The 25,858-nt window shown below is 68.6% G+C and carries 25 protein-coding genes; 15 read left to right on the top strand and 10 right to left on the bottom strand.

The window, feature by feature from the left end:
- The coding region (locus ACXJKR_RS03455; RefSeq protein WP_457320759.1) for a KUP/HAK/KT family potassium transporter at positions 1-178 on the top strand (178 nt) is incomplete at its 5' end.
- Between the two features lie 95 nt (positions 179-273).
- On the opposite strand, the gene ACXJKR_RS03450 is transcribed toward ACXJKR_RS03455, so the two are convergent.
- The 3 genes from ACXJKR_RS03450 to ACXJKR_RS03440 all read right to left on the bottom strand — a co-directional run bounded on the left by ACXJKR_RS03450 (position 274) and on the right by ACXJKR_RS03440 (position 1,571).
- Complete coding sequence (locus ACXJKR_RS03450; RefSeq protein ID WP_457320757.1) at positions 274-531, bottom strand: hypothetical protein; 258 nt, start codon at positions 529-531, stop codon at positions 274-276.
- 27 nt (positions 532-558) lie between these two features.
- Positions 559-1,107 carry a hemerythrin domain-containing protein gene (locus ACXJKR_RS03445; RefSeq protein WP_457320755.1) on the bottom strand — a complete coding sequence of 183 codons (549 nt, stop codon included), beginning with the start codon at positions 1,105-1,107 and terminating at the stop codon, positions 559-561.
- A gap of 107 nt (positions 1,108-1,214) precedes the next feature.
- Positions 1,215-1,571 carry a PRC-barrel domain-containing protein gene (locus ACXJKR_RS03440; protein ID WP_056201253.1) on the bottom strand — a complete coding sequence of 119 codons (357 nt, stop codon included), beginning with the start codon at positions 1,569-1,571 and terminating at the stop codon, positions 1,215-1,217.
- 186 nt (positions 1,572-1,757) lie between these two features.
- Here ACXJKR_RS03440 and ACXJKR_RS03435 point away from each other — a divergent pair, with 186 nt between their 5' ends.
- Positions 1,758-2,339, top strand: coding sequence for a hypothetical protein (locus ACXJKR_RS03435; RefSeq protein ID WP_056199886.1), 582 nt, complete (start codon positions 1,758-1,760; stop codon positions 2,337-2,339).
- 45 nt (positions 2,340-2,384) lie between these two features.
- Here ACXJKR_RS03435 and ACXJKR_RS03430 read toward each other — a convergent pair whose 3' ends face one another.
- Positions 2,385-2,825: a hypothetical protein gene (locus tag ACXJKR_RS03430; RefSeq protein ID WP_457320752.1), complete on the bottom strand. Its 441-nt coding sequence runs from the start codon at positions 2,823-2,825 to the stop codon at positions 2,385-2,387.
- A 1-nt stretch (position 2,826) separates the two neighbouring features.
- On the opposite strand from ACXJKR_RS03430, the gene ACXJKR_RS03425 reads away from it, so the two are divergent.
- Complete coding sequence (locus ACXJKR_RS03425; RefSeq protein WP_200955306.1) at positions 2,827-3,297, top strand: adenylyltransferase/cytidyltransferase family protein; 471 nt, start codon at positions 2,827-2,829, stop codon at positions 3,295-3,297.
- A gap of 38 nt (positions 3,298-3,335) precedes the next feature.
- Here the strand turns inward: ACXJKR_RS03425 and ACXJKR_RS03420 are convergent, their stop codons facing one another.
- Together ACXJKR_RS03420 and ACXJKR_RS03415 are read right to left on the bottom strand one after the other, a co-directional pair.
- The gene (locus ACXJKR_RS03420) at positions 3,336-3,827 is read right to left on the bottom strand and encodes a protein-L-isoaspartate O-methyltransferase family protein (protein ID WP_457320750.1); all 492 of its coding nucleotides are present in this window, start codon (positions 3,825-3,827) and stop codon (positions 3,336-3,338) included.
- Between the two features lie 5 nt (positions 3,828-3,832).
- Entirely contained in the window at positions 3,833-4,915 is a 1,083-nt protein-coding gene (locus ACXJKR_RS03415) for a GGDEF domain-containing response regulator (RefSeq protein ID WP_457320748.1), read from the bottom strand.
- Here ACXJKR_RS03415 and ACXJKR_RS03410 point away from each other — a divergent pair.
- The 12 genes from ACXJKR_RS03410 to ACXJKR_RS03355 all read left to right on the top strand — a co-directional run bounded on the left by ACXJKR_RS03410 (position 4,908) and on the right by ACXJKR_RS03355 (position 21,245).
- The gene (locus ACXJKR_RS03410) at positions 4,908-5,318 is read left to right on the top strand and encodes a TfoX/Sxy family protein (protein WP_457320746.1); all 411 of its coding nucleotides are present in this window, start codon (positions 4,908-4,910) and stop codon (positions 5,316-5,318) included. The genes ACXJKR_RS03415 and ACXJKR_RS03410 overlap by 8 nt on opposite strands.
- Positions 5,319-5,453: 135 nt before the next feature.
- Positions 5,454-7,145 (top strand): GH39 family glycosyl hydrolase, encoded by a 1,692-nt coding sequence (locus ACXJKR_RS03405; protein ID WP_457320744.1) that lies wholly within the window; start codon positions 5,454-5,456, stop codon positions 7,143-7,145.
- A 24-nt stretch (positions 7,146-7,169) separates the two neighbouring features.
- Positions 7,170-10,214, top strand: coding sequence for a glycoside hydrolase family 2 TIM barrel-domain containing protein (locus tag ACXJKR_RS03400; protein WP_457320742.1), 3,045 nt, complete (start codon positions 7,170-7,172; stop codon positions 10,212-10,214).
- Positions 10,215-10,260: 46 nt separating this feature from the next.
- On the top strand, positions 10,261-11,967 hold the full coding sequence (locus tag ACXJKR_RS03395; RefSeq protein ID WP_457320740.1) for a PQQ-dependent sugar dehydrogenase: 1,707 nt from the start codon (positions 10,261-10,263) through the stop codon (positions 11,965-11,967).
- A 164-nt stretch (positions 11,968-12,131) separates the two neighbouring features.
- Positions 12,132-12,938, top strand: coding sequence for a PEP-CTERM sorting domain-containing protein (locus ACXJKR_RS03390; protein ID WP_082532801.1), 807 nt, complete (start codon positions 12,132-12,134; stop codon positions 12,936-12,938).
- A 69-nt stretch (positions 12,939-13,007) separates the two neighbouring features.
- Positions 13,008-13,370 (top strand): hypothetical protein, encoded by a 363-nt coding sequence (locus ACXJKR_RS03385; RefSeq protein ID WP_457320738.1) that lies wholly within the window; start codon positions 13,008-13,010, stop codon positions 13,368-13,370.
- Between the two features lie 141 nt (positions 13,371-13,511).
- Positions 13,512-14,753, top strand: a complete 1,242-nt coding sequence (locus ACXJKR_RS03380; RefSeq protein ID WP_457320736.1) for a TolC family protein — start codon at positions 13,512-13,514, stop codon at positions 14,751-14,753.
- A complete protein-coding gene (locus ACXJKR_RS03375; protein ID WP_457320734.1) occupies positions 14,750-15,376 on the top strand; it encodes a hypothetical protein in 627 nt (208 codons plus the stop codon). Before ACXJKR_RS03380 ends, ACXJKR_RS03375 begins: the two co-directional genes overlap by 4 nt.
- Complete coding sequence (locus ACXJKR_RS03370; RefSeq protein ID WP_457320732.1) at positions 15,373-16,482, top strand: efflux RND transporter periplasmic adaptor subunit; 1,110 nt, start codon at positions 15,373-15,375, stop codon at positions 16,480-16,482. The genes ACXJKR_RS03375 and ACXJKR_RS03370 overlap by 4 nt, the downstream gene beginning before the upstream one ends.
- 10 nt (positions 16,483-16,492) lie before the next feature.
- Positions 16,493-19,627, top strand: a complete 3,135-nt coding sequence (locus tag ACXJKR_RS03365) for an efflux RND transporter permease subunit (RefSeq protein ID WP_457320730.1) — start codon at positions 16,493-16,495, stop codon at positions 19,625-19,627.
- Positions 19,628-19,677: 50 nt separating this feature from the next.
- The gene (locus tag ACXJKR_RS03360) at positions 19,678-20,178 is read left to right on the top strand and encodes a hypothetical protein (protein WP_457320728.1); all 501 of its coding nucleotides are present in this window, start codon (positions 19,678-19,680) and stop codon (positions 20,176-20,178) included.
- Positions 20,179-20,192: 14 nt separating this feature from the next.
- Positions 20,193-21,245: a DMT family transporter gene (locus ACXJKR_RS03355; RefSeq protein ID WP_457320726.1), complete on the top strand. Its 1,053-nt coding sequence runs from the start codon at positions 20,193-20,195 to the stop codon at positions 21,243-21,245.
- A gap of 2 nt (positions 21,246-21,247) precedes the next feature.
- Here ACXJKR_RS03355 and ACXJKR_RS03350 read toward each other — a convergent pair whose 3' ends face one another.
- From ACXJKR_RS03350 to ACXJKR_RS03335, 4 genes are all read right to left on the bottom strand, one after another.
- Entirely contained in the window at positions 21,248-22,246 is a 999-nt protein-coding gene (locus ACXJKR_RS03350; protein ID WP_457320724.1) for a Cj0069 family protein, read from the bottom strand.
- Positions 22,247-22,324: 78 nt separating this feature from the next.
- On the bottom strand, positions 22,325-23,260 hold the full coding sequence (locus ACXJKR_RS03345) for a chromate resistance protein ChrB domain-containing protein (protein ID WP_457320722.1): 936 nt from the start codon (positions 23,258-23,260) through the stop codon (positions 22,325-22,327).
- A 71-nt stretch (positions 23,261-23,331) separates the two neighbouring features.
- On the bottom strand, positions 23,332-24,459 hold the full coding sequence (locus ACXJKR_RS03340) for a sensor histidine kinase (RefSeq protein WP_457320720.1): 1,128 nt from the start codon (positions 24,457-24,459) through the stop codon (positions 23,332-23,334).
- A gap of 7 nt (positions 24,460-24,466) precedes the next feature.
- Positions 24,467-25,699 (bottom strand): sigma-54-dependent transcriptional regulator, encoded by a 1,233-nt coding sequence (locus tag ACXJKR_RS03335; protein WP_457320718.1) that lies wholly within the window; start codon positions 25,697-25,699, stop codon positions 24,467-24,469.
- Between the last annotated feature and the right edge of the window lie 159 nt (positions 25,700-25,858).

Here is a 25,858-nt window from a genome sequence, read left to right as displayed (position 1 = left end):
CTTCGAGACCAGCTACTTCCTCAGCCGCGAGACGGTGGTGCCGACTCCCGGTGGCGGCATGGCGAACTGGCGTGAGCGCCTGTTTGCAGCATTGAGCCGCAACTCCAGCGGGGTCGCCAGGTTCTTCCGGTTGCCGGACAACGCGGTGGTCGAACTGGGCACACGCGTGCAGATATAGCCAGGCGCGTCGCGCCGTCTTGCGAACAGTTCGGCCCGCGGGGGCAGTCCGGCAGCGTCGAGGCGCTCAACCACGGCAGCAACGACGTGCTCGCACTACAACCCCGGCGTTCCCTTGTCGAACGCCGGTATCCCCTCAATGGCGTGGTGAGCGGCCTCGGTGGCATAGGTCAATGCTTCCTGCTCCGTGGCCCACAGGTTGTCGGTTGTGGGGCGGTAGCTGTCATCCGTGCCAACCTGGCCAGCGGCGGCCACGTCAAGGATCGCGAAGCGTCCTTCGAAGCCGCCGCTGCGGGGCACCGCCTCCACCGTGAACCGCACACCCCGGTAAACGTCGGCGATGGCCTCACTCATGGCTTCTCCTTGGATTGAACGACGCCGTCAGTGCGGCTCAGCGTCCTGCCCCATCAACTCCGCCTTGCGCCCGGCGATGGCTTCACCCAAGGTATCCAGGTCGAGGTCGGACTTGCGGATCTTGGGGAACATCTCGCCTTCCTCTTCCTTGACGTGATGGTCGATGTACTCGCCAAGCACCTTCACCTTGGCGTCGTAGTGATCGTCATCGGGCGAGCCGGCTTCGATCTGCGCGATGAGTTCCTTGGCGCTAGCGTGCTCGATGTCGGCTTCGTCGATCAGGTCGGCGTCGTCGCCCAGCACGTCCCGCGCGGCCGGATAGAAGAGCTCTTCCTCAGCCGTGGCGTGCGCGGTCAGCATGACGCAGATCTGCAGCGCGATGGCTTGTTTCTCGCCGGCATCGCCATCGGCCTTGACAAGCTTGTCATAGGCCCGGAACAGGGACTTCACCTCCCGGTGATCGGCGGTCAGCAGATCGATCGCGTCCGGTGTCGAATCGCGTGTCGCTTGGCTGGCGGGTTTTCTGGCCGTGCTCTTGGTGGATTTGGCTGAGGTCTTCGTTGCGCTGGTGGGCATGGGAGTTCCTGCTGGCTGATGGTTTGGAAAGACTCCGGCGGGCACCGGAGCCGGTGAATTCAGAGCTTGTCTTCGGCAAGGGCGGTACGAACATCACCCGGTCGAGATCACACCCAGGTCTCGCCGTAGTAGTCGTAGACCTTGCGACCGTAGTCGCGCGTGTATGCCGGCTCGCTGTAGCGGGCATAGCGCGGCGCGCCTTCCAGCTGCGACTTGTCGAGGTTCACCACATAGCCGTCCTTGGCGGTGTCGTACTTCAGCTTGGACCAGGGCATGGGATAGAGATCGGTGCCCATGCCCAGGAAGCCGCCGAACTCCAGGGCGGCGTAGCGCACCTGCCCGGAGGCCTTGTCGATGACCAGGTCGTCGATGGAGCCGAGCTTGTCGCCCTGCAGGTTGTAGACCTCGGTGCCTTCAACCTTCGAGGCAGCGATGGTGGGGCCGGTGGTGTTGTCAGTGTTCATGGTGGTCTCCGTAGCTGTGTAGCGGTCGATGGCGCCGCCCTGCTTCGACGGCAAATCACGTACCCACGCGCGGTGCCTCCTGCCTCGTTGAACCGCCTTGCAGGCTTGCCAACCATGCGGCATTCCGTCCTACACATGCCACCGCTGGCTTGGCGCATGCTGCGATGCAGCAGTTGAAGTTCAGCCATGTCGAAATGCATCATGCTGATTCGCCACGCCGAGAAGCCACACGGCGAAGACGGCGGCGTGGATGAATCCGGTCGCGACGATCCCAACTCGCTCAGCGTTCAAGGCTGGCGCCGCGCTGGCGCGCTGGTTCCGTACTTCTCGGCACTGGCTGAACGCCTGCATCCGCAGGTGCTGGAGCGCCCGCAGCACATCCTTGCGGCCCGGCCAACGGCAATGCATCCGTCGACCCGCCCCTATGACACCGTGGAAGGCCTGGCCGACCGCCTCGGGGTTGCCGTCGATGAACGCTGGTCGGATCACGATCCGGTGGACAAGCTTGCGTGGCACTTGCGGTCGCTGGATGCGCCGGTGCTGGTTTGCTGGCGGCACGACGATCTCCCCAAACTTGCCAAGGCGATCACGACAGTCGATGAAGTGCCGGAGAACTGGCCGTCCGAGCGATTCGACCTGACGTGGTCGTTTCGCTGCCAGGCGGGTCGCTGGCTGTTCCAGCAAGTGCCGCAGCTCCTGCTTGCCGGTGACCGGCTCACACCCGTCGACTGGCCGCAGAACAGAGCAAGGGCACGGCAAGCGGCTTGAGCAGGTTGCCGACGGTCTGGCCGCCATGGTGGCCCGCCTGCGGCATCAGGTGCAGCCGCTCGGGCAGCATCGGCCCTCGCGGCCGGTGGGAGCGGCATTTGCCAATCGTTGGGCCTTCCGCACCCTGCGCAAAAGCCCCTTGAGCCCAGCACCAACCGCCAGCCGCTTCCTCACCGCCGACGCTGCGAAGGCGGCGTTGACGGCACCGGCGCCTGCCATCGCCGTCCAGCTCGCCATGGTCGACTGGCGCGGCGGCAGCGCGCGGGCGCGGCCCTCGTCATCGCCCCCCAACGGAGCGGCCCGTTCACGCGAGCGCAGTTTGCGCAGCTGCGGCAAGTTCTGCTGCACAGACTGCAGGTGGAATTCGGCGTCTCCATCGACGGCGTCGAGGCCGGCCAATGCGCTGGCGCACGGGACCTCGTCTGCGCTAACGCGCAGCGCCTCGCCTGGAACATGACCGGGGGCTTCAACCGGCAGGAGATGCAAGGTGCAGAGCAACTGGAATGGCGCCTTCAAATGCCTGGCACCCGAGCAGCTGATCGAGCGGCTGGCATGGCTGGAGCGGCCGCTGGTGTTCACCAACGGCGTGTTCGACCTGCTGCATGTCGGCCACGTCAGCTGCCTGGAGGCGGCACGCCGCCAGGGCAATGTGCTGGTGGTTGCGCTGAACAGCGACGCCTCCGCCCACGACCTGGGCAAGCCGGGTGAGCGTCCCTGCTGCACGCTGCACGAGCGCGCCCACGTCATCGCGGCCCTGTCCTGCGTGAACTGGGTGACGTGGTTCGAAGAGGCCACGCCAGCGGCGCTGCTGCAGGCGGTGCGGCCCGACGTGTACGTGAAGGGCAGCGACCACGCGGCGGAACAACTGCCTGAGACACCGTTGGTGCGCGGCTGGGGCGGCCGCGTCGTCACCGTGCCCTACTTGGCCGGCCACTCGGCGGCGGCCAGACGCAGCTGATCGAGCTTGGGACGCATGCGCCGCTCCGGAAGACCGGCTCAGGGGCCGAAGGCGGTAAGTGTCGGGCCCGATGCGGCGACAAGGATGGCATCGAAGCTCTCACCGCCGGGCCAGCCGCCGCTGCCGTCGCCGGTGATGATCTCCACGTTGTCGTAGCCGAGCGCCGCCAGGCGCTCATGCGCACGACGGGCGAGCACTTCGCTGCGCTCGATTGCCGACACGTGCGCGGCGATGCGGCTCAGCACGGCAACCGCATAGCCCGAGCCCGCGCCGATCTCCAGTACCGCGTCGCCCGCCTTCACTTCGGCGGCCTCGATCATCAGCGCGACGATGAAAGGCTGGGAGATGGTCTGGCCCTGGGCGATGGGCATGGCTGCGTCCTGGTAGGCGACGTCCTCGAAGCCCGCTTCGACGAAAAACTCGCGCGGCACGGTGCGCATCGCCCGCAACACCGCGTCGGCGCGGATGCCGCGGGCGGCCAGCTGTGTGGCCACCATGCGCTTGCGCCGCTCGGCGTAATCCACGTTCATGGCGCTCAGAGATCCATCAATTCGCTGGACGTGCAGTCCCGGCCGCGCTCCTTGGAAACGTAGAGCGCCCGGTCGGCACGCTCCAGCACGGCATCCAGCGCCTCGTCCGGGCGGGCCTGCGCGACGCCAGCCGAGAAGGTGTAGGCAATACCGGCATGCGGCTCCAGCGTGTGGCGCACCCGCTCGAGCGCGGTGCAGGCCTCCGCCATCTCGGTGCCCGGGAGCAGCAGGAGGAATTCCTCGCCGCCGATGCGGCCCATGGCCTGGCCAGATCGCAGATGGGCCTGGGTGTGATCGCAGAAGTGGCGCAGCACGGCGTCCCCGACGGCGTGGCCACGTGTGTCGTTGACTCTCTTGAAGTGGTCCAGGTCCAGCAGCGCAAGGCTCGCCGGCTGGGAATGCCTGCGCGGGTCGTTCAGGGCGCTCAGCGCGAGTTTCAGGATGTGCCGGCGGTTCGGCGTGCCGGTCAAATCGTCGGTAAAAGCTGCCTGGACCGCCAGCTCGTGCGCACGCTCCAGCTCCGAAGCCATCCGCTGGTTGGCTCTCAACAGGCGCTCGCAGTCGTCCTTCTGATCACGCAGCGACTTGCGCTGCAGATAGAGGGCGACAAACGCACCGACCTTGCTTTCCAGCACCTGAGGGTGCACCGGCTTGACCAGGAAGTCGACGGCACCGGCCTCGTAGCCACGAAAAGTCCGCGCTGCGTCGCCGCCGTCGCCCGTCAGAAAAATGATGGGAACTTCGCGGGAACGCGCCTCATCGCGCATGGACTCGGCAAGCTGGAAGCCATTGACGTCGGGCATGGTGACGTCGACCAGCGCCAGCGCAAAGTCGTGCTGCGTCAGCCGTTCCACCGCCACCGCGGCGGACTCGGCGGATACCACCTCGATGCCGGGACGATCCAGGATCAGCTTCGTCGAAGCAAGGTTATCCAGGTTGTCATCGACATGGAGGATGAAGGCAGTCTCACGAGCAGGCAGCTGAAGCTCCCGGGAGGACGTTGGTGGTGCGCGGCAATTGACGCTCCCGGTGCCACCCCTGGCAGATACTGGCGCCGTCAAGGCGACATCAGGAATCTCCGTGAACACGTCCCCGATCAGCGACAACCTGGTAGACCGCGTTCACCACGCACTGGCCGGTGTCGCCGACGTGCGTGAAAAGCGCATGTTCGGCAGCGTCGGCTTCATGGTGCGCAGCCACCTGTGCGTGACGGCGAGGCCCGAACGGCTGATGTGCCGCATCGACCCGGCGCTGCACGAGATGGCGCTCCAACGTGACGGTGTCGAGACGGTGGTCATGAAGGGGCGCCCCTACCCAGGCTATGTGTTCGTCGCCTCGACGACCGCGCAAACGAAGGCGGCACTGGACTACTGGATCGAGCTGTCCCTCAAGTACAACGCGACGCTGCCTGCGGCCAGGGAAAGGCAGAGCCCATCGCGGGCCAGGGCCAAGGGGGCTGGCACCACCGACGGCACGCGCTCACGTTCTTGAGTGAATAGCTGGGCGCTTGCGGCGCAGCGAAGGCCCTTCCTACACTCGGCCAGGAATTGCGAGCGGCACACGCAGTGGATGTCGTCATGATCGCGGTCCGAGCCCTTCGACCTCTCGTTTCACGCCATTCATGCCATGAAGCTCCAGCCACTGCCCCGGCCCGTCGCCATCGTCATGGCCGGCTTGATCGCCGCTGCCACGCAGGCTCAAACCGCCGAACCCTTCCCGGTCCATATCGAGGTGGACGCCGGCCGCACAGCTGGCGAGCTCAAGCCCATCTGGCGCTTCTTCGGCGCCGACGAGCCCAACTACGCGACCATGAAGGACGGCCGCAAGCTGATGAAGCGGCTGGGCGAGCTGCGGCCCGGCAGCGTCTACTTCCGCACCCATAACCTGCTGAACACCGGCGACGGCACGGGCGCGTTCAAGTGGGGCAGCACCAATGCCTACACCGAGGACAAGGACGGCCGCCCCGTCTACGACTGGACCGTTGCCGATCGCATCATCGACAGCTACCTCGAACGCGGCGTGCGGCCCTACCTGCAGATCGGCTTCATGCCGCAGGCGCTGTCMAGCGCCAAGCTGGGCACGCCGTATCAGCACAGCTGGCGCCCGGGCTTTGGCTATGACTTGATCGCCGGCGCCTGGAACGCGCCGCCCAAGGACTACGCCAAGTGGGCCGAGCTGGTCTTCCAGTGGACGAAGCACTGCGTGGAGCGCTATGGCCACGAGGAGGTGCAGCGCTGGTACTTCGAAGTGTGGAACGAACCCAACTTGCCGGTGTATTGGAGCGGCAACCAGGAGGAGTTCAACAAGCTGCATGACCACGCCATTGACGCCGTGCGCCGCGCCCTGCCCCAAGCCCGCGTGGGCGGGCCCGACGTGGCCGGGTCGGGCGGCGCGTTCATGGACGCCTTCCTCAAGCACGTCGTCAGCGGCACCAACCACGCGACGGGCAAGGTCGGCACGCCGACCGACTTCCTCTCCTTCCACGCCAAAGGTAGCCCGCGCTTTGTCGATGGGCGGGTGCGCATGGGCATGGCCTCGCAACTGAACGGTGTCGCCGACGGCTTCAAGAAGATCGCCGCGGTGCCCGAGCTGAAGGACAAGCCCATCGTCATCGGCGAGAACGACCCGGAAGGCTGCGCCGCCTGCCCCGGCCCGCAGAACGCCTACCGCAACGGCACCATGTATTCCAGCTACACGGCGGCCAGCTACAAGCGGATCTGGCAACTCGCCGACCGGCACCAGGTGAACCTGGAAGGCGCGCTGACCTGGGCCTTCACGTTTGAAGACCAGCCCTGGTTTGCGGGCTATCGCCAACTGGCGACGAACGGTGTCGACCTGCCGGTCCTCAACATCTTCCGCATGTTCGCCAAGCTGGGGCCGACGCAGTTGCGCGCCACCAGCGACGCCGAAGTGGCACTGGAGGACATCCTGGCGAACGGGGTCCGTGGCCGCCCGGATGTGGGCGTGCTGGCCACCCGCACACCCGACGGCAAGCTTGCGGTGATGACCTGGCACTATCACGACGACGACGATGCCAGCGGCCCGGATGCGGCGGTCAGCTTGAAGCTGGCGGGCCTGGGCGGGCAGGCCACGCGCACGGTGACGCAGTGGCGCGTCGACAAGGCCCACGCGAACGCATTCACGGCCTGGCAGGCGATGGGCGCGCCTCAGGCGCCGGACGCGAAGCAGTACGCCCAGCTGGAAGCCGCCTCGGTGATGGCGCCGGCCGCGCTGCCGGCGTTGGCGGTGGCCAATGGCAGTGCGACGCTGAGCTTCACGCTGCCACGGCAGGGTGTGACGCTGCTCGTCATCGAGTAGGCGCAAGTACACCCGGTGAACGTCATGCTTGCAGCACTGAAGTGGCTGGCCGGCCTGCTCGTCTGCGGCCTACTGGCGCCGCTGGCGCTGGCCGCGGACGCGCCGCGCACCGAGACGCTGATGCTGTCGGGCACCGGCCCGGATGACGCGCTGGACTGGGACTTCRTCATCGACGGCGGGCAGCGCGCGGGCGAGCAGGCACGCATCAAGGTGCCGTCCAACTGGCAACAGCAAGGCTTCGGCCACTACCAGTACGGCTACGACAAGGGCCCGCGGGCGGCGGACAAGGCGACCTACCGGCGCCGCTTCACGGTACCGGCCGAGTGGCAGGGCCGCACGGTGCGGGTGGTCTTCGATGCGGTGATGACGGACACCCTCGTCAAGGTCAACGGCAACGTCGCCGGGCCCGTCCACCAGGGCGGGTTCAACCGCTTCAGCCACGACATCACCCGCTGGCTCAAGCCGGGCGAGGGCAACGAGATCGAGGTGCAAGTCAGCGAGGCCTCGGCCGCCACGGCCACCGACATCGCCGAACGCCACGGCGACTACTGGGTGTTCGGTGGCATCTACCGGCCGGTGTGGCTGGAGGCGTCGCCGCTGCAGTCCATCGCGCACGTGGCCATCAACGCCCAGGCCAGCGGCGAGCTCACGGCCGACGTGACGCTGCGGGCGCCGCGCACGGTGACCCGGCTGGCGGCCCAGGTCACCACCCGCGACGGCACGGCCGTGGGCCAACCCTTCTCCACCGCGATTCCCACCGGCGGCGCCGGGCGCGTGCGCGTCCAGGGGCGGATCGACCAGCCGCTGCTCTGGTCCGCCGAAACGCCGCACCTGTACTTCCTGCAGCTCACGCTGTTCGAAGGCGACAAGGCCGTCCACCAGGTCAGCGAGCGCTTCGGCTTTCGGACCTTCGAGGTGCGCGAGGGCCGGGGCCTGTACCTCAACGGCCAGCGCATCATGCTCAAGGGCGTGAACCGCCACAGCTTCCGCCCGGAGACGGGCCGCGCCGTGTCACGCTCCCAGGCCTATGAGGACGCGCACCTCATCCGGTCCATGAACATGAACGCCATGCGCGTGGCCCACTACGCGCCCGAGAAGGCCTTCCTGGAGGCCGCCGACGAGTTGGGGCTTTACGTCATCAACGAGCTGAGCGGCTGGCAGAAGGCCCATGACACCGAGGTGGGCCGCAAGCTCGTGCGCGAGCTGGTGGAGCGCGACGTCAACCACCCCAGCATCCTGTTCTGGTCCAACGGCAACGAAGGCGGCTGGAACCGCGAGCTGGACGGCGACTTCGCCCTCTACGACCCGCAGGCGCGGCCGTTGCTCCACCCGTGGGAGGCTTTTGGCGGCATCGACACCAAGCACTACCCGCGCTACCCGGACCTGCAGCGCCGGCTGGCCGGCCCGCTGCTGGTGATGCCCACCGAGTTCCTGCACGGCTTGTTCGACGGCGGCCTGGGTGCCGGCCTGGACGACTACTGGCGGGCCATGAGCGCCTCGCCGCGCGGCGCGGGCGGCTTCCTTTGGAACCTGGCGGATGAAGGCCTCGTGCGCACCGACCAGGGCGGGCGCATCGACGTGTTCGGCACCTACGCGCCGGACGGCATCGTCGGCCCCCGGCACGAAAAGGAGCCCAGCTACTACACGGTCAAGGAGATCTGGTCGCCGGTGCAGATCGCGCCGCCAGTGCTGGACGGCCAATTCAACGGCGTGCTGAAACTGCGCAACGCGTTCGATTTCACGACGCTGGCGGCGGTGCGCTTCCAGTGGGAATGGATTCGGTTCGCCCAACCGCAGGACCGCAGCCCGGACGCCCGCGTGCTGGCGCAGGGCGACCTCACCGGGCCTGCCGCGGCCCCGCATGCCGCGGGTGAATTGAAGCTGCCGCTGCCCGCGGCCTGGCGCGAGGCGGATGCGCTGCGCCTGACGGCAACCCGCGGCGACGAGCATCTGTGGACCTGGGTCTGGGCAGCGCCCGACCGGCCCTCCCGCCTCGCACGCCAGCATGCCGGCGCGCCCGCGGTGGTAAGAGACGGCGACAGCATCCGGCTGCAAGCCGGCGCCATGTCCGCGCGCTTTGATGCCCGTACCGGCCTGCTGCTCGAACTCGCAAGGGGCGGCAAGGCGCAACCCTTGTCCAACGGGCCGCGCCTGGTGGTCGCCCGGCCCAGGCAGGCCGCCGAGCCAGCATGGATGGAACCGGCCGCCGCGGCCGACGGCGTCTACGAGTTCCCCACGCCGACGATGGCCAATGTTGCAACCATCGACCTCGGCATCACCGAGACCGRTGGCTGGGCGAGCTTCAGGCTGGATCTGTCCGCCGATGGCCAGCGTTGGAAGACCGTCTTTGACGGCGCACGGGTGGCGCGCGACGGGCAGTCCTACATCTTCCCGCCCCAGGCCGTGAAGGCACTGCGCGTGACCCGCCTGGCGGGTGTGCGGCGCACGCCCTCGGTGGTGTCTCTGCGGCTGGCCTTCGAAGCAGACCGCTTCGCCGTACCAGCGGCTCAGGTCGCCGTGACCGCAGGCACCGGGCCGCAAGGCGCCTGGCTGGAAGCGCCTGGCGCCGGCGGGCTGGACCGCGTGCGCTGGACGCTCGGCGAGGACGACGACGGCGGCGTGCTTGCGCTGGACTACGGCTACCAGCTCCAAGGCCCCACGCTGTACCACGGTGTCGGCTTTGATCGGCCGCCCGTTGAGGCCAGCAAGCCCCGCGCGCTCGTGCGCGGGCCGAGCCCCGTCTGGCAGAACCGCCTGCGCGGGCCCGTGCTGGGTGTGTACGACATCGCATCGCCCGCCGGCTATTTCGCGGACCCGCGCTGGCTGCGGCTGAGCTCACCCGCTGGGGACCTCACCATCGTCAACGACGGGGCAGGCTATCTGCAACTGGGCGCGAGGCTGGCAGACTTCCCGACCACCAGCGTGGATTTCCCAGCCAGCGACATCGGCTTCCTGCACGCCATCCCCGCCATGGGCGCCAAGGGCCAGGCCGCAGACCTGACCGGGCCGGCGGGTGAGCCGGCCCTGGCGACGGGACGCTACGGCGGCCGGTTGCTGCTGCGGTTCTGACGGCCGCATGGCGCTGCCCGGTTGCACAACGATCACAGGAGACCCATTGAACCCCCTTCACGTCATGCGGGCCGCGGCTTGCGGCCTGCTCGCCCTGGCGGCCACGGCATCATCTCAGGCGCAAGACATCGCCCTGGGCCAACGACTGTTCGACAGCAACTGCGCCATGTGCCACACCGTGACACCGGACAGGCGCGCGCTGATGGGCCCCGGCCTGCATGGCATCGTCGGGCGCAGGGTGGGTGAAGCGCAGGGCTTCGGCTACTCGGCGGCACTGTCCGCGCTGGGTGCAAAGGGCAAGGTCTGGACGAAGGCGGAGCTGGACAGGTTCATCGCCGACCCCTCGGCCTATGCACCCGGCACCACCATGCCGATCAGCATGGCGGACAAGGCACAACGCCGGGCGCTGTTGGCCTATCTCGACAAGCTTTCGGCCTCTGCGGCCCAGCCGGCGGCGAGCACTGCGGCCAGCAAGCCGGCGGTCCCTGGTGCAGACGTGGGCAGCTGGAGTGCTGATCGACCGGGGCGGATCCACGAATGGAAGGTGTCCGACCTGCCCACGCCCTTCGCCACCGAAAGCGCAAGCAACGGGCCCCGCACGGTGCCACGCCCGGAAGGCACGTTGCCGTTGGTTCCCGAGGGCTTCAAGGTCAGCTTGTGGGCCAGGGACCCTGATCGCGGCCGCGTCATGGTCAAGGCACCCAACGGGGACATCTTCATCTCGTCCACGACGAAACGGCTGGTCAAGGTGTTCCGGTCGTCCACGGGCGAGACCGCCGATGTGGTGAGCACCTTTGCGTCGGGCATGGACCGCCCCTTCGGCCTGGCCTTCTGGCCGACAGGCTCCGACCCGCAGTACCTCTACGTGGCCTTCGTCAATTCCATCGTTCGATATCCGTACCGCAACGGCGACCTTGTGGCCGGCGGCGAACCCGAAGTGGTCGTTCCCAAGCTGTCCCAGGCCGTCGGCGCGCACTCGTCCCGGACGCTGGTGTTCTCTGCCGACGGACGCACGATGTTCCTGTCCATCGGCTCGGCGACGAACGTCGCCGAGGGCATCGGCAAGACGCCGCCCGAGCCGCTTGCCGGCTGGGAAGCCAAGCACGGCCTGGGTGCAGCCTGGGGTGAGGAGGAAGGCCGCGCCGTGGTGCTGGCGTTCGATGCCGATGGCAAGAACCGGCGCACCTATGCCGCGGGGCTGCGCAACTGCGTCGGCATGTACCTCTACCCACGCACCGGGAACCTGCTGTGCAGCGTCAACGAGCGCGATCTGCTGGGCGACAACCTGCCGCCGGACTACCTGACCCGGGTGAAGGAAGGCGCCTTCTATGGCTGGCCCTGGTTCTACATCGGCGCCCATGAAGACCCCCGTCTCGCCGGCCATCGACCCGACCTTCGCGACAAGGTGACAGCGCCCGATCTGCTGCTGACGGCGCACGCAGCACCACTCGGCATGGTCATGTATGAGGCGCCGCCGGCCGCTCCTGCGGCGTTTGCGAAGGCCTACGACGGCGACCTGTTCGTCGCCTTTCACGGCTCCTGGAACCGGCAGACGCGCACGGGTTCGAAAGTGGTCCGGGTGTTCATGAAGGATGGCGTGCCGACGGGCCGCTACCAGGACTTCGTGACGGGTTTCGTCGCCAGCGACACCGAAGTCTGGGGCCGGCCCAGCTCGGTCGCCGTGCAGAAGGACGGCTCACTGCTCGTGGATGACGATGTGACCGGCGAGATCTGGCGCGTCGCTCCGAAATGAATGTTCCAGGCTGACCGACGACGCGTTGCCCGTTGCCCGGCACGCCCCCTAGATTGGCAGCTGCCCGGGGCGTCCCACCGGACCGGAAACATGTTCTCCTTGCCGGCGGACCGTTCACCTGATTCCGTTGTCAGGTTTTTCGTCTCCGTCAGCCAAGGAACATCATGACTCGCTCACGAACGTTGCTCAGCGCGCTTCTTTGCGCTTGTGCGGTTTTGCCGTTTGGCGCGGCGCATGCGCTCGGCGTCGTCACCTATGTGGGTCACGCGGCCGCTGACAATTTCAATCCGCTCAATCGCCTGAATGACATCGACCACGGGACGACCTTTGCGCCTGCAAGCTACGGGGTGAACGTGGATGGCAACGTCGCCACCTCGATCACCGATTCAGCCCAGGGGGGCTCGGCTTATGCCTATTCCCTCTCCGTGGCTGCGTACTCGCCTGTCCTCGGATTCACCGTCGGCGGTGGTGCTGGAGCGACCACGACGATTCATTACCAGGTCATGCTGAGCGGCCCGGCCGCGGCAACGGTAGTGCCGGTGCACGTCCTCGCCCACGGCTTGGTCGACGGCGAAGGAAGTACGCAGGCATCGGCCTCCTTCTCCGTGAACTACGACAGCGGCGGCGCTGGCGCGATTTTGCTCGCCGGCATCAACCTCAACGGAGTGAGTGGCAACAGCTTCTCGTTCGATCAGGTCACCAACTTCAAGGTCAATGCCGTCTTTGATGTCTACCTCCGTGCCGATTCCGGCTCGGGCGGCCCCGGCGGGCCGGCAGGCTGGTCGAAGGCCTTCGTTGACCCTTCGTTCACGATCGACGACCCGGCGCTGGCCGCGCTCTACCACTTCGAAGGCATTCCTAGCGCCGTGCCTGAGTCGGCGACCTGGGCGCTCACGATGTTGGGGCTGGGCGTGGTTCTCGGCGTGCGGCGCCGGCGGACTGCGCTCGTGCCAGTGCCCGAATCGCAATGATTGGTTAACTGGCCCCAGTAGGCGGCCGCGCCATGCGCCTCAAATGGTCGCTCCGCTAGACTGACGACCATGCGCCACGGCCTGACGACCTTCCTGCTGATGCTGTGCATGTGCTGGCAAGCGCTGGCCCATGCAGGCGTTGCCGTGGGGATGGCGGGCCAGGAAGAGCAGCAGCATGCGTTGATGCACCTCGAGGGCCAGGGGCATCATCACGATGATCACGGCGACGCCAGCGGCGTCCACGAGGACCAGTCGCTCGCCTCGGCCCATCATCTGGCCAGCGACTGCGGTTTGCATTCACCGGTCCTGATGACCCGTGTTGACCTGCACTTGCCACAACTGCCGCCGGCGATGCCGGTGCAGACCGCGGCGACGCCCCCTCCACCGCCCTGCCTTGCCGGCCCCGAGCGGCCACCCAAAGCCCAGTCCTGATCCCGCCCGCGACCCGCGCGTGCTGACGCGCGGCCGTCTGTCGCTCTGGCGGTGACCTCTTGCGCATGACCAGCCCTGGGCTGGCCCCATGCGGGTCGCCGCCGCTTTCGCATCAGGACCCTCGTGAAAATCCCTCCATGGTTGGCGCCATGGCTCGCCGGCAGCGCCCTTGCTGCCAGCGCGCTCGCCTGTGCCGCCCAACCCCTATCGAATTCCGCAGCGCTCGCGGCCAGCCGCCCCAGCCTGGCCCAGGCGATTGACGCCGCCTGGCAGCGCTCCGCCGAGGTGACGCAGTCGCAAGGCCAGCAGCGCCAGGCTCGCGCCGAGCAGGCCGTCGCCGCCAGCTGGCTCGCCGCGCCGCCAGCGCTGCAGCTGTCCCAGCGTGAAGGCCGCGGCAATGGCGCCAGCGGCCAGCGCGAAACCGAGGTCGGCATCGCCCTGCCGCTGTGGCGCATCGGCGCCCGCGCAACCGCCGGCCAGGCCGCCCAAGCCGGCCTCGACTGGAGTGCCGCCGCCGAGCGGGCCGCCCGCCTGCACGTGGCCGGCCAGGTGCGCGAAGCCCTTGGCCAGCTGAGCGGCCTGGAGGCGGAGCAGCGCCTGGYCGCGCTGCAAGGCCAGTTGCTCGGTCGCCTGGCCGAAGACGTCGACCGCCGCGTCAAGGCCGGCGACCTCGCGCCTGCCGACGCGATGGCGGCCCGGGCCGAGTGGCTGTCCAGCCAGGCTCTGGAAGCCGAGGCTGCACTGAAGCTGCACGCCCAGCAGACGCAATGGCAACTGCTGACGGGCCTCGCCGTTGCCGCGCGGTTCGAGCCCCCGCCTGCAGGGGCGACCTTCGACCTCGATGAGGCTCACCCCGAACTGCAGCTCGCCGCGCGCGCCGTCGACCGTGCCCAGCGCCAGCTCGCCCTGGCACAGGCCCAGCGCGGCGACGGCCCCGAGCTGGGCGTCAACCTGCGCCAGGAACGCCCTGGCCAGGGCAACCCGGCGCTGAACAGCATCGGCGTTGCACTGCGCCTGCCTTTTGCTGCATTTGGCACCGAGACGCACGCTCAGCCGCGCATCGCCACCGCGCTGTCCGAGGTCGACATGGCCCTGACCCAGCAGCAGCGCAGCCGCGACCGCCTCGCGGCCGAGCTGGAGCTGGCGCGCAACCAGCTGCAGGGTGCTGAAGTGCAGGCCCGCCTCGAAACGCAGCGCGCCATGCTGCTGCGCGAGCGGGCGGGTCACATCGACAAGGCCTTCAAGGCGGGCGAAGCGCCGCTGCCCGAACTGCTGCGGGCGCTGAGCGCCGCCGCCCAGACCGAGGCCGCCAGCGAACGCCAGCAAGCCCATCTGCGCCTGGCCCAGGCGCGACTCCAACAAGCCCAAGGATTGCTTCCATGACCTCCCTTTCCCTGCTGCGCGCCCTCGGCGCCGCTGCGCTGGCCGTGAGCCTGGGCGCTGCGGCCGACCCCGGCGCCCACGGACCCAACGGCGAACATCTCGACAGCCCGGCCGCTACCACCGCGCCTGCCGGCAGCCGCCCACGCATCGAAGCCAGGAGCGAGCAGTTCGAGCTGGTCGCCACGCTCGCCGGCGGCGAGTTCTCGATGCTGATCGACCGCTTCGCGACCAACGAGCCGGTGCTCAAGGCGCAGGTCGAAATCGAGTCCGGCGGCCTCAAGGTCAAGGCTCCCTTTCACGACGCCATCGGCGACTACGCCGTGGCCGACGAGGCGATGCTGAAGCTGCTCGGCAAGCCCGGTGACCACGCCATCGTCATCACCGTCATCCACGGCAACGAATCGGACCTGCTGGACGCGACCCTCAAGGTCACGGCCGAGCAGGCCCAGGCCGCGGCGCAGACGCCGCACGCGCACGAGCCCGGCGATGACCACGGGCACGACCACCCCAGTGGCTCGCGCAAGCTGTGGACGGGGATGGGCGTCATCGCGGCGATGCTGATCGCCGTGGCCGCATGGCGCCGCCGCCAGGGCACCAAGACCGGGAACGGAGGCCAGGCATGAAGCGCCCGCTGCTGACCGTTGGACTGCTGCTGGCCACGACAGCCGGGCTCGCCGGGCCCGGTGCCCATGGGCCGAATGGCGAACACCTCGACCAGGCCGGGCCCACCAGTGTCTCGGGCCTTGTGCGCCTGCCCGACGGCAGTGTCAACGTCCCCAAGCTGGCCCAGCGCCGCTTGGGGCTGCGCACGCAGATCGCACCCGAGACCGAAGCCGCTGCGACGCTGGAGCTGCCCGGCCGTGTGGTTCAGGACCCGAACGCCAGTGGCCGTGTGCAGGCCAGCCATGGCGGCCGTATCGAACCCGGCCCCAAGGGACTTCCTGTGCCCGGCCAGGCCGTGCAAAAGGGGGAAGTCCTCGCCTGGCTGCACCACCACGCCGAGCCTTTCGCTCAGGCCAACCAGGAGGCCCAGCGTGCCGAGTTGCGCGCCGGCCGCCAGCTCGCCGAGCAGCGTCTGAAGAGGCTTGAAGGACTGGAGGGCACGGTGCCGCGCAAGGAGATCGAGGCCGCGCGCCTGGAGGCCAAGTCCCTGGCCGCGCGCGAGCGCAGCATCGCCGCCAGCCTGGATCAGCGCGAGCCGCTGCGCGCGCCGGTGTCGGGCGTCATCGCCCGCACCGAGCTGATGGCCGGCCAGGTCATCGACGCGCGTGACGTGCTCGTCGACATCGTTGACCCGGCGCGGCTGATGGTCGAAGCGCAGACGGCTGACGTGACTTTGGGCCAGCGCATTGCCAACGCCGAGCTGGCGGACGTCAGCGGCGTGAAGCTGCAGCTCGCCGGCGTGCCCCGTGCACTGCGCGACGGCAGCTTGCCGCTGAGCTTTCGCGCACAGGCCGACAAGGCCATGCCATTGGCCGTGGGCCAGACGGTCACGGTCATCGTCGCGCTGAAGGACAAGGCCAAGGGCATCGTGCTGCCGGCCGAGGCCGTCGTGCGCAGCCCCGTCAACGAGGCCGTCGTGTGGATCAAGACCGGCGGCGAGCGCTACATGCCGCAGCCGGTGCAGGCTAGGCCGCTGGACGCGAAGACCGTGCTCGTGACGCGCGGCCTGGCGGCGGACAACCGCGTCGTCGTCGTTGGCGCGGCGCTCATCGCGCAGATCCGCTGAAGGGACGGCCATGTTCAACTGGATTGTCCACACCAGCCTGCGCAACCGGCTCTTCGTTCTGGCCATTGCTGCACTGCTGATGGCCTATGGCGGCCTCACCGCCTGGCGCACGCCGGTCGATGTCTTCCCCGACCTGAACAAGCCCCAGGTCACCGTGCTGACCGAGGCCGGCGGCATGGCGCCCGAGGAGGTCGAGCAGCTCGTCAGCTTCCCCATCGAGACGGCGCTGAACGGCATGCCGGGCATCACGCGGGTGCGCTCCACCTCGGGTGTCAGCCTTTCCATCGTCTACGCCGAGTTCGACTGGGGCACCGACGTCTACCGCAACCGCCAACAGGTGTCCGAGCGGCTGGCGCAACTGCGCGGCCGGCTGCCGGGCGACATCGCGCCGGTCATGGGCCCCGTCTCGTCCATCATGGGCGAGGTCATGCTGATCGCGTTGCCGCTGGGCGCCGGACAGGCGACGCCGATGCAGGCACGCGAGTACGCGGACTTCGTGTTGCGGCCTCGGCTGCTCGCCATCCATGGCGTGGCCCAGGTCATCCCCATCGGCGGCGAGGTGCGCACGCTGCGCGTGGAGCCCGACACGGTGCGCATGGCCCAGCTCGGCGTGTCGCTGACGCAGGTGGAGCAGGCGCTGCGCGGCTTTGCGAGCAACGCGGGCGGTGGCTTCATCGATCTGAACAGCCGCGAATACCTGATCCGCCACCTTGGCCGCACGCACCGCATCGAGGACCTGCAGGGCATCGCCGTCGCCTGGAAGGACGGCCGCGCCATCCTGCTGGAGCAGGTAGCCAACGCGCGCTTCGCCGCCGGCTTCAAGCGCGGCGACGCCGGCTACAAGGGCGCACCGGCCGTCATCGTCAGCGTGCAGAAGCAGCCGGACGCCGACACGGTGCAGCTGACCAAGCAGATCGAGACGGCCCTGGGCGAGCTCGAGCCCGGCCTGCCCAAGGGCCTGAGCGCGCCCCAGGTGCTGTTCCGCCAGGCCGACTTCATCGAGGCCTCGATCAGCAACGTCACCGGCGCGCTGCGCGACGGCGCCATCATGGTGGCCATCGTGCTGTTCGCCTTCCTGCTGTCGGTGCGCACGACGCTGATCTCGCTGATCGCGATCCCGCTGTCGCTGGCAGTGACGGCACTCGTGTTCCGCCTGCTCGACCAATCCATCAACGTGATGACGCTCGGCGGCTTGGCGATCGCCATCGGCGAGCTGGTGGATGACGCGGTGGTTGACGTCGAGAACATCCAGCGCCGCCTGCGCGAGAACCGGGCGCTGGCCCACCCGAAGCCGGTGCTGGAGGTCGTGCGGGCCGCGAGCGTCGAGGTGCGCACCGGCATCGTCTACGCGACGCTGATCGTCGTGCTCGTCTTCGTGCCGCTGTTCGCGCTGCCGGGCATCGAGGGGCGGCTGTTCACGCCGCTGGGCATTGCCTACATCGTGTCCATCCTCGCTTCGATGCTCGTGTCCATGACGGTCACGCCGGTGCTGAGCGCCTTCCTGCTGCCGCGCATGAAGCGGCTGGACCATGGCGACAGCCCGCTGGTCGCGCGGCTCAAACGCTGGGACGAACGGCTGCTGACCTGGTCCTTCCCGCGCGCGCAGCTGCTGATCGTCTCGGCGGTGATCGCCGTGGCTGCCGCCGCGGCCAGCGTGCCGTTCTTTCCGCGCGCCTTCCTGCCGGCCTTCAACGAGGGCTCCCTGGTGTTGTCGCTGATGTTCAACCCCGGCACGTCGCTGGCCGAGGCCAACCGCATGGGCGCGCTGGCCGAGAGGCTGATCGGCCAGGTGCCCGAGGTGACCCAGGTCGGCCGCCGCACCGGACGCGCCGAACTGGACGAGCATGCCGAGGGCGTGCACTCGTCGGAGATCGACGTGGACCTGCGGCGCGGCGGCAAGCCCGTCGACCGCGAGGCGGTGATGGCCAGCATCCGGGCCCAGCTCGCCTCGCTGCCCGCCCAGGTCGCCATCGGCCAACCTATCTCGCACCGGCTGGACCATCTGCTGTCGGGCGTACGGGCGCAGGTCGCCGTGAAGATCTATGGCGACGACACCGACACGCTGCGCGGCCTGGCCGAGCAGATGCGGGCGGGGCTGAGCAGCGTGCCGGGTCTGGTGGACCTCACCGTCGAAAAGCAGGTGCTGATCCCGCAAATCGCCGTGCGGCTGGACCAGCGCAAGGTCGCCCAGGCGGGGCTCTCACCCGGTGAGGCGGTGCGCGTGCTGCAGGCGCTGACCGATGGCGCGCATCCGAATCAGGGAGCGCAAATCGTCGACGGCCAGCGCCGCTATGACCTGGTGCTGCGCCTGCCCGACGACCAGCGCGGCCCGCAGGACTTGGCGCGCACGCTCATCGACACACCGGCCGGGCGGTTGCCGCTGTCCAGCATCGCCACCGTGGAAGAGTCCGACGGACCCAACCAGATCGGCCGCGAGAACGGCCGCCGGCGCATCGTCGTCTACGCCAATACGGACGGCCGCGACATGGGCCGCGTCATCGGCGACATTCGCCAGGTCATCGCCAAGACGGCGCTGCCCACCGGCGCCTTTGTCAGCCTGGAGGGCCAGTTCCAGGCCCAGGAGCAGGCCACGCGGCTCATCGTCGGCCTGTCGCTGGTGTCGCTGGCGATGATGTTCCTCGTGCTCTACACGCGCTACCGCTCGGCGGTGCTGGCCGGCATCATCATGGCCAACATCCCGCTGGCACTGGTCGGCGCCGTCATCGCGATGTGGCTGGCCGGCGTGACGCTGTCGGTGGCAACCATGGTGGGCTTCATCACGCTGGCCGGCATTGCCACGCGCAACGGCATCCTCAAGGTCAGCCACTACATCAACCTGTGCCGCTTCGAGGGCGAGCGCTTCGGCCGGCCCATGATCGTGCGCGGCTCGCTGGAGCGGCTGACGCCGGTGCTGATGACGGCCCTCGTCGCTGCTTTCGCGCTGACGCCGTTGCTGCTGGCGGGCGACGAGCCGGGCAAGGAGATCCTGCACCCGGTGGCCGTCGTCATCTTCGGTGGCCTGGTCAGCTCGACGCTGCTGGACACGGTGCTGACGCCGGTCATCTTCTGGCTGGTGGGTGAGCGCCCCTTGATACGGCTGTTGCGGGATGAAGAGCCCTCGGCGGGCGCGCAGGAGGCTTTCTAGACGTTGATCGAGGCCATGCGGCGCCGCACGCCATCAAGTAACGTGCCGTCATGACGAAACGACTGATTGCTCTGGGCGTCCTGCTCGCCACTGGCATGCCACTCTGGGCGGCCGATGCGGCCCGCGACAACGGGACGCTAGCAGCCAGGGCCGAGGCGGTGTTCGGCAAGCAGGCGGGCCAGAGCTTCGATGCGCCGGCGGTCAAACCGAGCGCCTTGGCGCCGCGCACGGAGAGCGTGACGGTGACGCTGGCCCCGGGCAAGGGCGCCGAGGTCCAGGCGGAGCTCGACGCCGGCCAGGGCATGGTCTTCCACTGGTCCGCCAGTGGTGACGTGGCCGTGGACCTGCATGGCGAGCGGGCCGGCTCGAAGGACGAGTACACCAGCTACGACATCGAAGCCGGCCAGCGCCAGGGCGCCGGCACCTTCGTGGCGCCGTTCGCAGGCACGCATGGCTGGTTCTGGAAGAACCGCAACCAGCAGCCGGTCACGGTGACCGTCACCATCACGGGCTTTCACAAGCGCCTGGTCCGGCACGGCGGTCAGCCCTGAGAGYGAAACCGGACATGCCCCTTCACCTGAACTTCCCTGCGCTGCGCGGTGGCCTGCTGGCCCTGCTGGCGGCCGCGCTGTTCGGCGTCAGCACGCCCCTCGTGCAGAAGCTCGGCCAAGGACTGGGGCCGTTCACGACCGCGGCGTTGCTGTATGCCGGCGCTGGTCTCGTCGGCGCACTGCTGCGCCAGAAGGCGGAGAAGGAGGCGCGCGTGCTCCGCTCGGACCTGCCACGCCTGCTGGCCGTCGCCCTCTTCGGCGCGGTGATCGGCCCGGTGGCGCTGGCGTGGGGATTGCAGCGCACCAGCGGCACCGGCGCGTCGCTGATGCTGACGCTGGAGGCTCTCTTCACGGCCGTGCTGGCCTGGCGCCTCTATGGCGAGACCATGGACCGGCGCGTCTGGGCGGCGATGCTGCTGCTGCTCGCAGGCGGTGTGCTGCTCATCCTTGACCAGGGCCTAGCGTCAAGTGGCCAATGGGTCGGGCTGCTTGCCGTGCTCGCGGCAACGGCCGCCTGGGGCACGGACAACACCTTGTCGCGCGCGCTGGCTGAACGCGATCCCGGCCAGGTCGTGCTCGCCAAGGCTGCGCTGGGCGCTGCGGCAACGGCGGTGCTGGCCTTCGTCGCGGGCGAGGCGATGCCCAGCCTTGGCGCAGCGGCAGGGTTGATGGGCATTGGTGCGACCGGCTATGGCCTGAGCCTGCGCTTCTACCTGCTGGCCCAGCGCGAGTTCGGCGCAGCCCGCACGGGCTCCGTCTTCGCGTTTGCACCCTTCATTGGCGCCGCGCTGGCCTTCGGATTGGGCGACCGTTCAGCCGGCTGGGGCATGGCGGCGGGGGGCCTGCTGATGCTGCTGGGTGTCGCGCTGCACCTGGCCGAGTCGCACGCGCATGAGCATGAGCACGAGGCGCTGCAGCACGAGCACGCACACCGGCACGATGACGGGCATCACGACCATCACCATGATCCGATGCCCGAAGGCGCGCACAGCCATCGGCACCAGCACCAGCCCGAGCGCCACAGCCATGCGCATGTGCCGGACGCCCATCACGGGCATGACCACTGAAGTCAACGCCCCAGACGCGCCTTGACCGCTTTCACGAGCGGCGCGACGGCCGAGGGTGGAAACGGCGACACGCTGCTGACGTTGATCTCGCAGAGCACGTAGCTGCCCGGTTGCTCACCGAACAGGAAATCGCAATCCCACAGCATGGGCAGCTGGTCCCGGTTCAGGCCGGCGCGCTCGCGCAGCAGGTCTATCCATCCGGACTCCAGATGCTGTCGCAGCGCCTGGAACTGCGGCTGGTCGGCCGGGTGATAGAGCCGCGGGCTGGTGGCAGGTGGCGGCCCACCGTCCTTCGCGGGATGGAGCGCATTGACAGCCTGGTGCCCGAAGCCCGCAACGCGGTCTTCGACGAGGTAGGCCCTCACCATGCCGTCGACGAGACGCGGCTGCCAGGCCTGGTCGATCATGTGGCCGCCGTTTTCCGGCTCGAAATAAGGCGCCAGCCGCTGTTGCAGTTCGTGCAGGCTGAGCAATTCCTCCTCGCTGCCCCGCTGCGCATGGCGCACCTTCAAAAGCGCGCAGCCGGTGGCCTCGACACGCCAGACACCGTTGCCACTTTGCCCACGGTGCTGCTTGAGCACACGCGCCCCGCCGATCAACCGACGCGGCAACTCGTCGGCCAGTTGCGCCAGGCTGTCGACGCGGACCGCATCGCTGCCGAAGGGCAGGTCGCGCACGTCGACAAGCACGTCCTTGGTGCCGAGCTTGAGCAGGGTGTCGGGATGCGTGCTGACGAAGACGCCGCCCGCGGCCAGCTCGCGCAGCATTGCATCGAGCCGGTCACGGCGGCAGCCCGCCTCGATGGGGTTGCACCAGACCAGCAGGCCATCCACTCGCTTCAGCTGGGTAGCGACTTCATCGGCGAAGTCGTCGTGATAGACGGCCGGCTCGGCCGCAATGCCGGCGGCGGCAAAGGCCTCGAACAGCGCGGCAAAGCGACTCTCGTCCGGGTCATTGCGGTCACGCGCTGCGCGGTCTCCTGGATAGAGCAACGCCAGCATGGGTGGATGGTCAGCAGCCATGCGCGGACACGCCGTTCAGGCCGGCTGGGTCAAGAGGAAGGTCCTGGGGGATGGCGTTCATGGCTTGTCCTCGGCGTTCTGGAAGGCAGTCAGCAGGCCCTCGAAGACCCCGGCGCTGACCTGCATCAGCTGGTCGTCATCGGTGATGGCCTCGCGCATGCCGGCCAGCACGCGCTCGACGCCCGCGGCTTCTGGCGGCTGCACGCCGCCGATGTCCAGGCTGTGCACCAGCAGGCCCAGGCGCAGCAACGCGGGCGTCTCCAGGCCGAAGCTGGCGAGCAGCGTCTCGAAGGTCACGCGCGCGCCGACGTGGGTGAAGGTCGCGCCGTCGAAGTCGAAGCCGAGCGCCCTCTTCGGGCAGTCGGCCTGCGACTTGAGCCACAAGACGCGGGCTTCGGGATCGATGAAACGGCGGATCAGCCAGGCGCAGGCCATCCGGTCGACCCACGGCCGGGCGCGCGTGGCCCAGATCCGCCCCTGGTAGTCGGCCCGATCCAGCGGCGTGATGGTTCGCACGGCAGGTTGAGGCTCATCCGGCGACAGCAGCCGGTTGGCCTGGCCCTCAAATTCTTCCAATGCTTCGCGGGCCTGACGTTGGGCCTCACCGGGAAAGAAGTCGATGGCGACGAGCTGGTCGAAGGCTTTGCGCAGCTTGCGGGCCAGCTTGACCGACTCCATCGCCTGCTCGGCGCTGAGCCGCTTGCGACCGTCGGCGATATCGCCCAGCAGGGCCGCGAACTCGGCGCTGCGGTTGAACAGCGCAGGGAAATTTTCGTCGCCAGACTCCGTGCCCAGCAGATGAGCCGTGCCGTCGTTCTGGCGCAGGTCGTCGGCAATGCCACCCAGCGCCGCCTCATGCGCCCCGGAGTGCGGCAGCAGGTAGACGCCGTCGCGCAGCACCGCCGCGCCGCAGCCCTTGAGCGCCCGCCAGACGCGCATGCGGGCGGCGGTGTTCTCGGTCGGCAGCGAGAGGATGAGGAGCAACCACTTCATGTAGTTGAATATATAACATCATGTCTCGATCACAACATATCGTTCGAGTGCCGATATCTGAAAACCCACCATCACCCTGGAGATGAGGAGCCGTCGCGGCCGGGGAGCAGAAGGCGGAACGACGTGACGGCGGCTCCGGTGCCGAGCGTCAGCGTGCCGCCGTGCGCCTGCGCAATCTGGCGGGCGAGGCTGAGGCCTATGCCAGTGCCTTCGGGCTTGGTGGTGTGGAATGGGCGAAAGATGCGTGCGGCTGCTTCGGGTGGGATGCCCGGGCCGTTGTCGCTGACTTCGATCGCGAGGCCGCCATCGGCAATGCGAGCCGCCAGCGTCACTTGCCCGTCGTTGCGGTCCAGCACGGCCTCAGCCGCGTTCTGCAGCAAGKCCCACAGTGCCTGGCTGATTTGGTCTCGATCCAGCGGCCAACGCAGATCGTCCGGGACTTCGACAGTCAACGCAATGCCCGGCCAACGGCCGGCGAACAGCCGCRCCAGATCGCCCAACATCGGCCGCACCGCCACCGGGAGCAGCAAGGGATCGGGCAGACGGGCCAGCGCGCGATAGGCCTCGGCGAAGCGCTGCAGGCCTTCCGCGCGGCGCGCCAATGTGGCGAGGATTTCCCGCAGCAGCGTCAGGTCGGCGTTGGGCTGCCCAACCGCCGCCAGCCCGCTCTCGGCCAGAGACGCGATCGGGGCCAGGCCGTTGAGCAGCTCATGGCCGAGGACCTGAATCAGTTCGGCGCTCGCGCGCGCCTCTGCCGCGCGTTCTTCCTGTTCGATGTCGATGAGCGCGACGACCATGCCGCTGCCCAGCATGATGCGATCGATGCGCCAGCTTCGCGCTTCATGGCGCAGATGGCGGGCATCGCGGTCCAACAGTTCAAGGGGCACCGGCAGGACGCGGTCGTCGGTAGCGAACAACCGGCGCGCGGCGCGGTTGAGCGCACGGGCGCAGCCGCCCTCGATCGCCAGTATTGGCGTCGGCGCGACGTCCAGCAGCAGGCGAGGCGTGGTCACATCCGGCGCTGGGGTGACAGGGTCGGGCGTCGATAGGGGCCTTGCGGCCCGACCCCAGTCCAGTGCGCCGAGCCAAAAGGCGACCAGCGTCGCCCCGACGAGCAGCCCCCAATAGCCCTGGTGCACTGCCGTGCCCGCGGCGACGCCGCATGCGACGAACCCGATCGCATGGAGTGCCGCCCGCAAGCCATGTCTAGAGCCCATGGCGCGCCATGCGGCGGTACAGCGCACCGCGGCTCAAGCCCAGCGCGGTGGCGGCATGCGTGACGTTATGGCGATGCTCACGCAACGCCGCTGCGATGACGGCGCGTTCGGCGTCGATCAAGTCGAACCCACCAGCCTGCGTTTGGGTGACGGGCACCGACACCGACGGTGCGAGTGCAGCGGTGGAGATCGTGCCGTCCTCGGTCAGGAGCACCGCACGCTCAATCGCAAGCGCCAGGCCGCGAACCTCGTCGGGCCATCCGCCCGCTTGCACCGCCGCCTCGGCTGCTTCGCTCAGTCTTGCCGCGGGGCGTGCGAATCGCTCGGCGGCGATGCGGGTGAAGTGCCGCGCGAGCAAGATCGCGTCATTTCCACGCGCAGCCAGCGGCGGTACGGCGATCTCGACAGTCGCCACACGACGCTGCAACGCCGGCGTCAGCGACGCCACGCTTTCCGCGATCGCGATGCATCTCACCGCAGGAGGCAGACGGTCGAGCAGCCGTGCCTGCGCCACCGCATCCAGCCGGTCGGGATGGCGCAACAAGACGGTACCCGTCGCCCCGTCGAGCCGATCCCATGCGGCATCGTCGCGCAGGTCGACGCGCAGCAGCGGCGTCGCGGCATCGGCTGAGTTGGCGTGCACCGCCAGCGCGGTAAGCGTGCGGCCGCTCCCCGCCGGCCCCGTGATGGTGACGCCCGCGCCAGTCGGACCGAAGCGGCGCACGAGATCGCGCAGCCGCTGCATCGCCGCGCTGTCACCGAGCAGCCGGGCCGGCTCCTGTGGCGCAGCGGCCTGCACCGCCGCCATCGGCCGGTTGCGCGCGACCGCGGCTTCGACCTTGGCAACCAACTCGGCGTTGCGCCACGGCTTCATCACGAAGTCCCGTGCGCCGGCCTGCATCGCCGCCACTGCGATGCGGATGCCGCTGTGCGCGGTGATGACGACGGCGCACGTCGCCGGGTCATCAGCAACGATCCGATGCAGGCATTCCAAGCCCTCGGCGCCGTCTGACCGGCCCGCGGCGAAGTTCATGTCGAGCAGCACCGCGTCGTAACAGGACGCGGCCAGGCGTGAATACGCGGCCTCCGGCCCGTTCGCGTTGTCCAGTCGATGCCCGGCGATACGGAACGCGATCTCCATCGCCTCTGCAACGGCCGGGTTGTCATCCACCAGCAGGATTGACAGGCTTTTCGACCGTCCACTTCCGGACGGTGTGTCCATCGCCGGACGGAGGGCCTCCTGTGGATCCTCGCTAAGTTGTTGCGGCATCACGTTTTAGTCCTTCAGGCCTTCTGCAACCACACTGTCAGCATGATGACCGAACGGCTCGTGCACGCAAATATGCCGCCTGCATCCATCACCGGCGTGGGCATGGACAGC

It is taken from the genome of Roseateles sp. P5_E11, assembly GCF_054049355.1.
The sequence above is the reverse complement of the archived record's forward strand: the minus strand, read 5'-3'. Positions and strand labels throughout refer to the sequence as shown.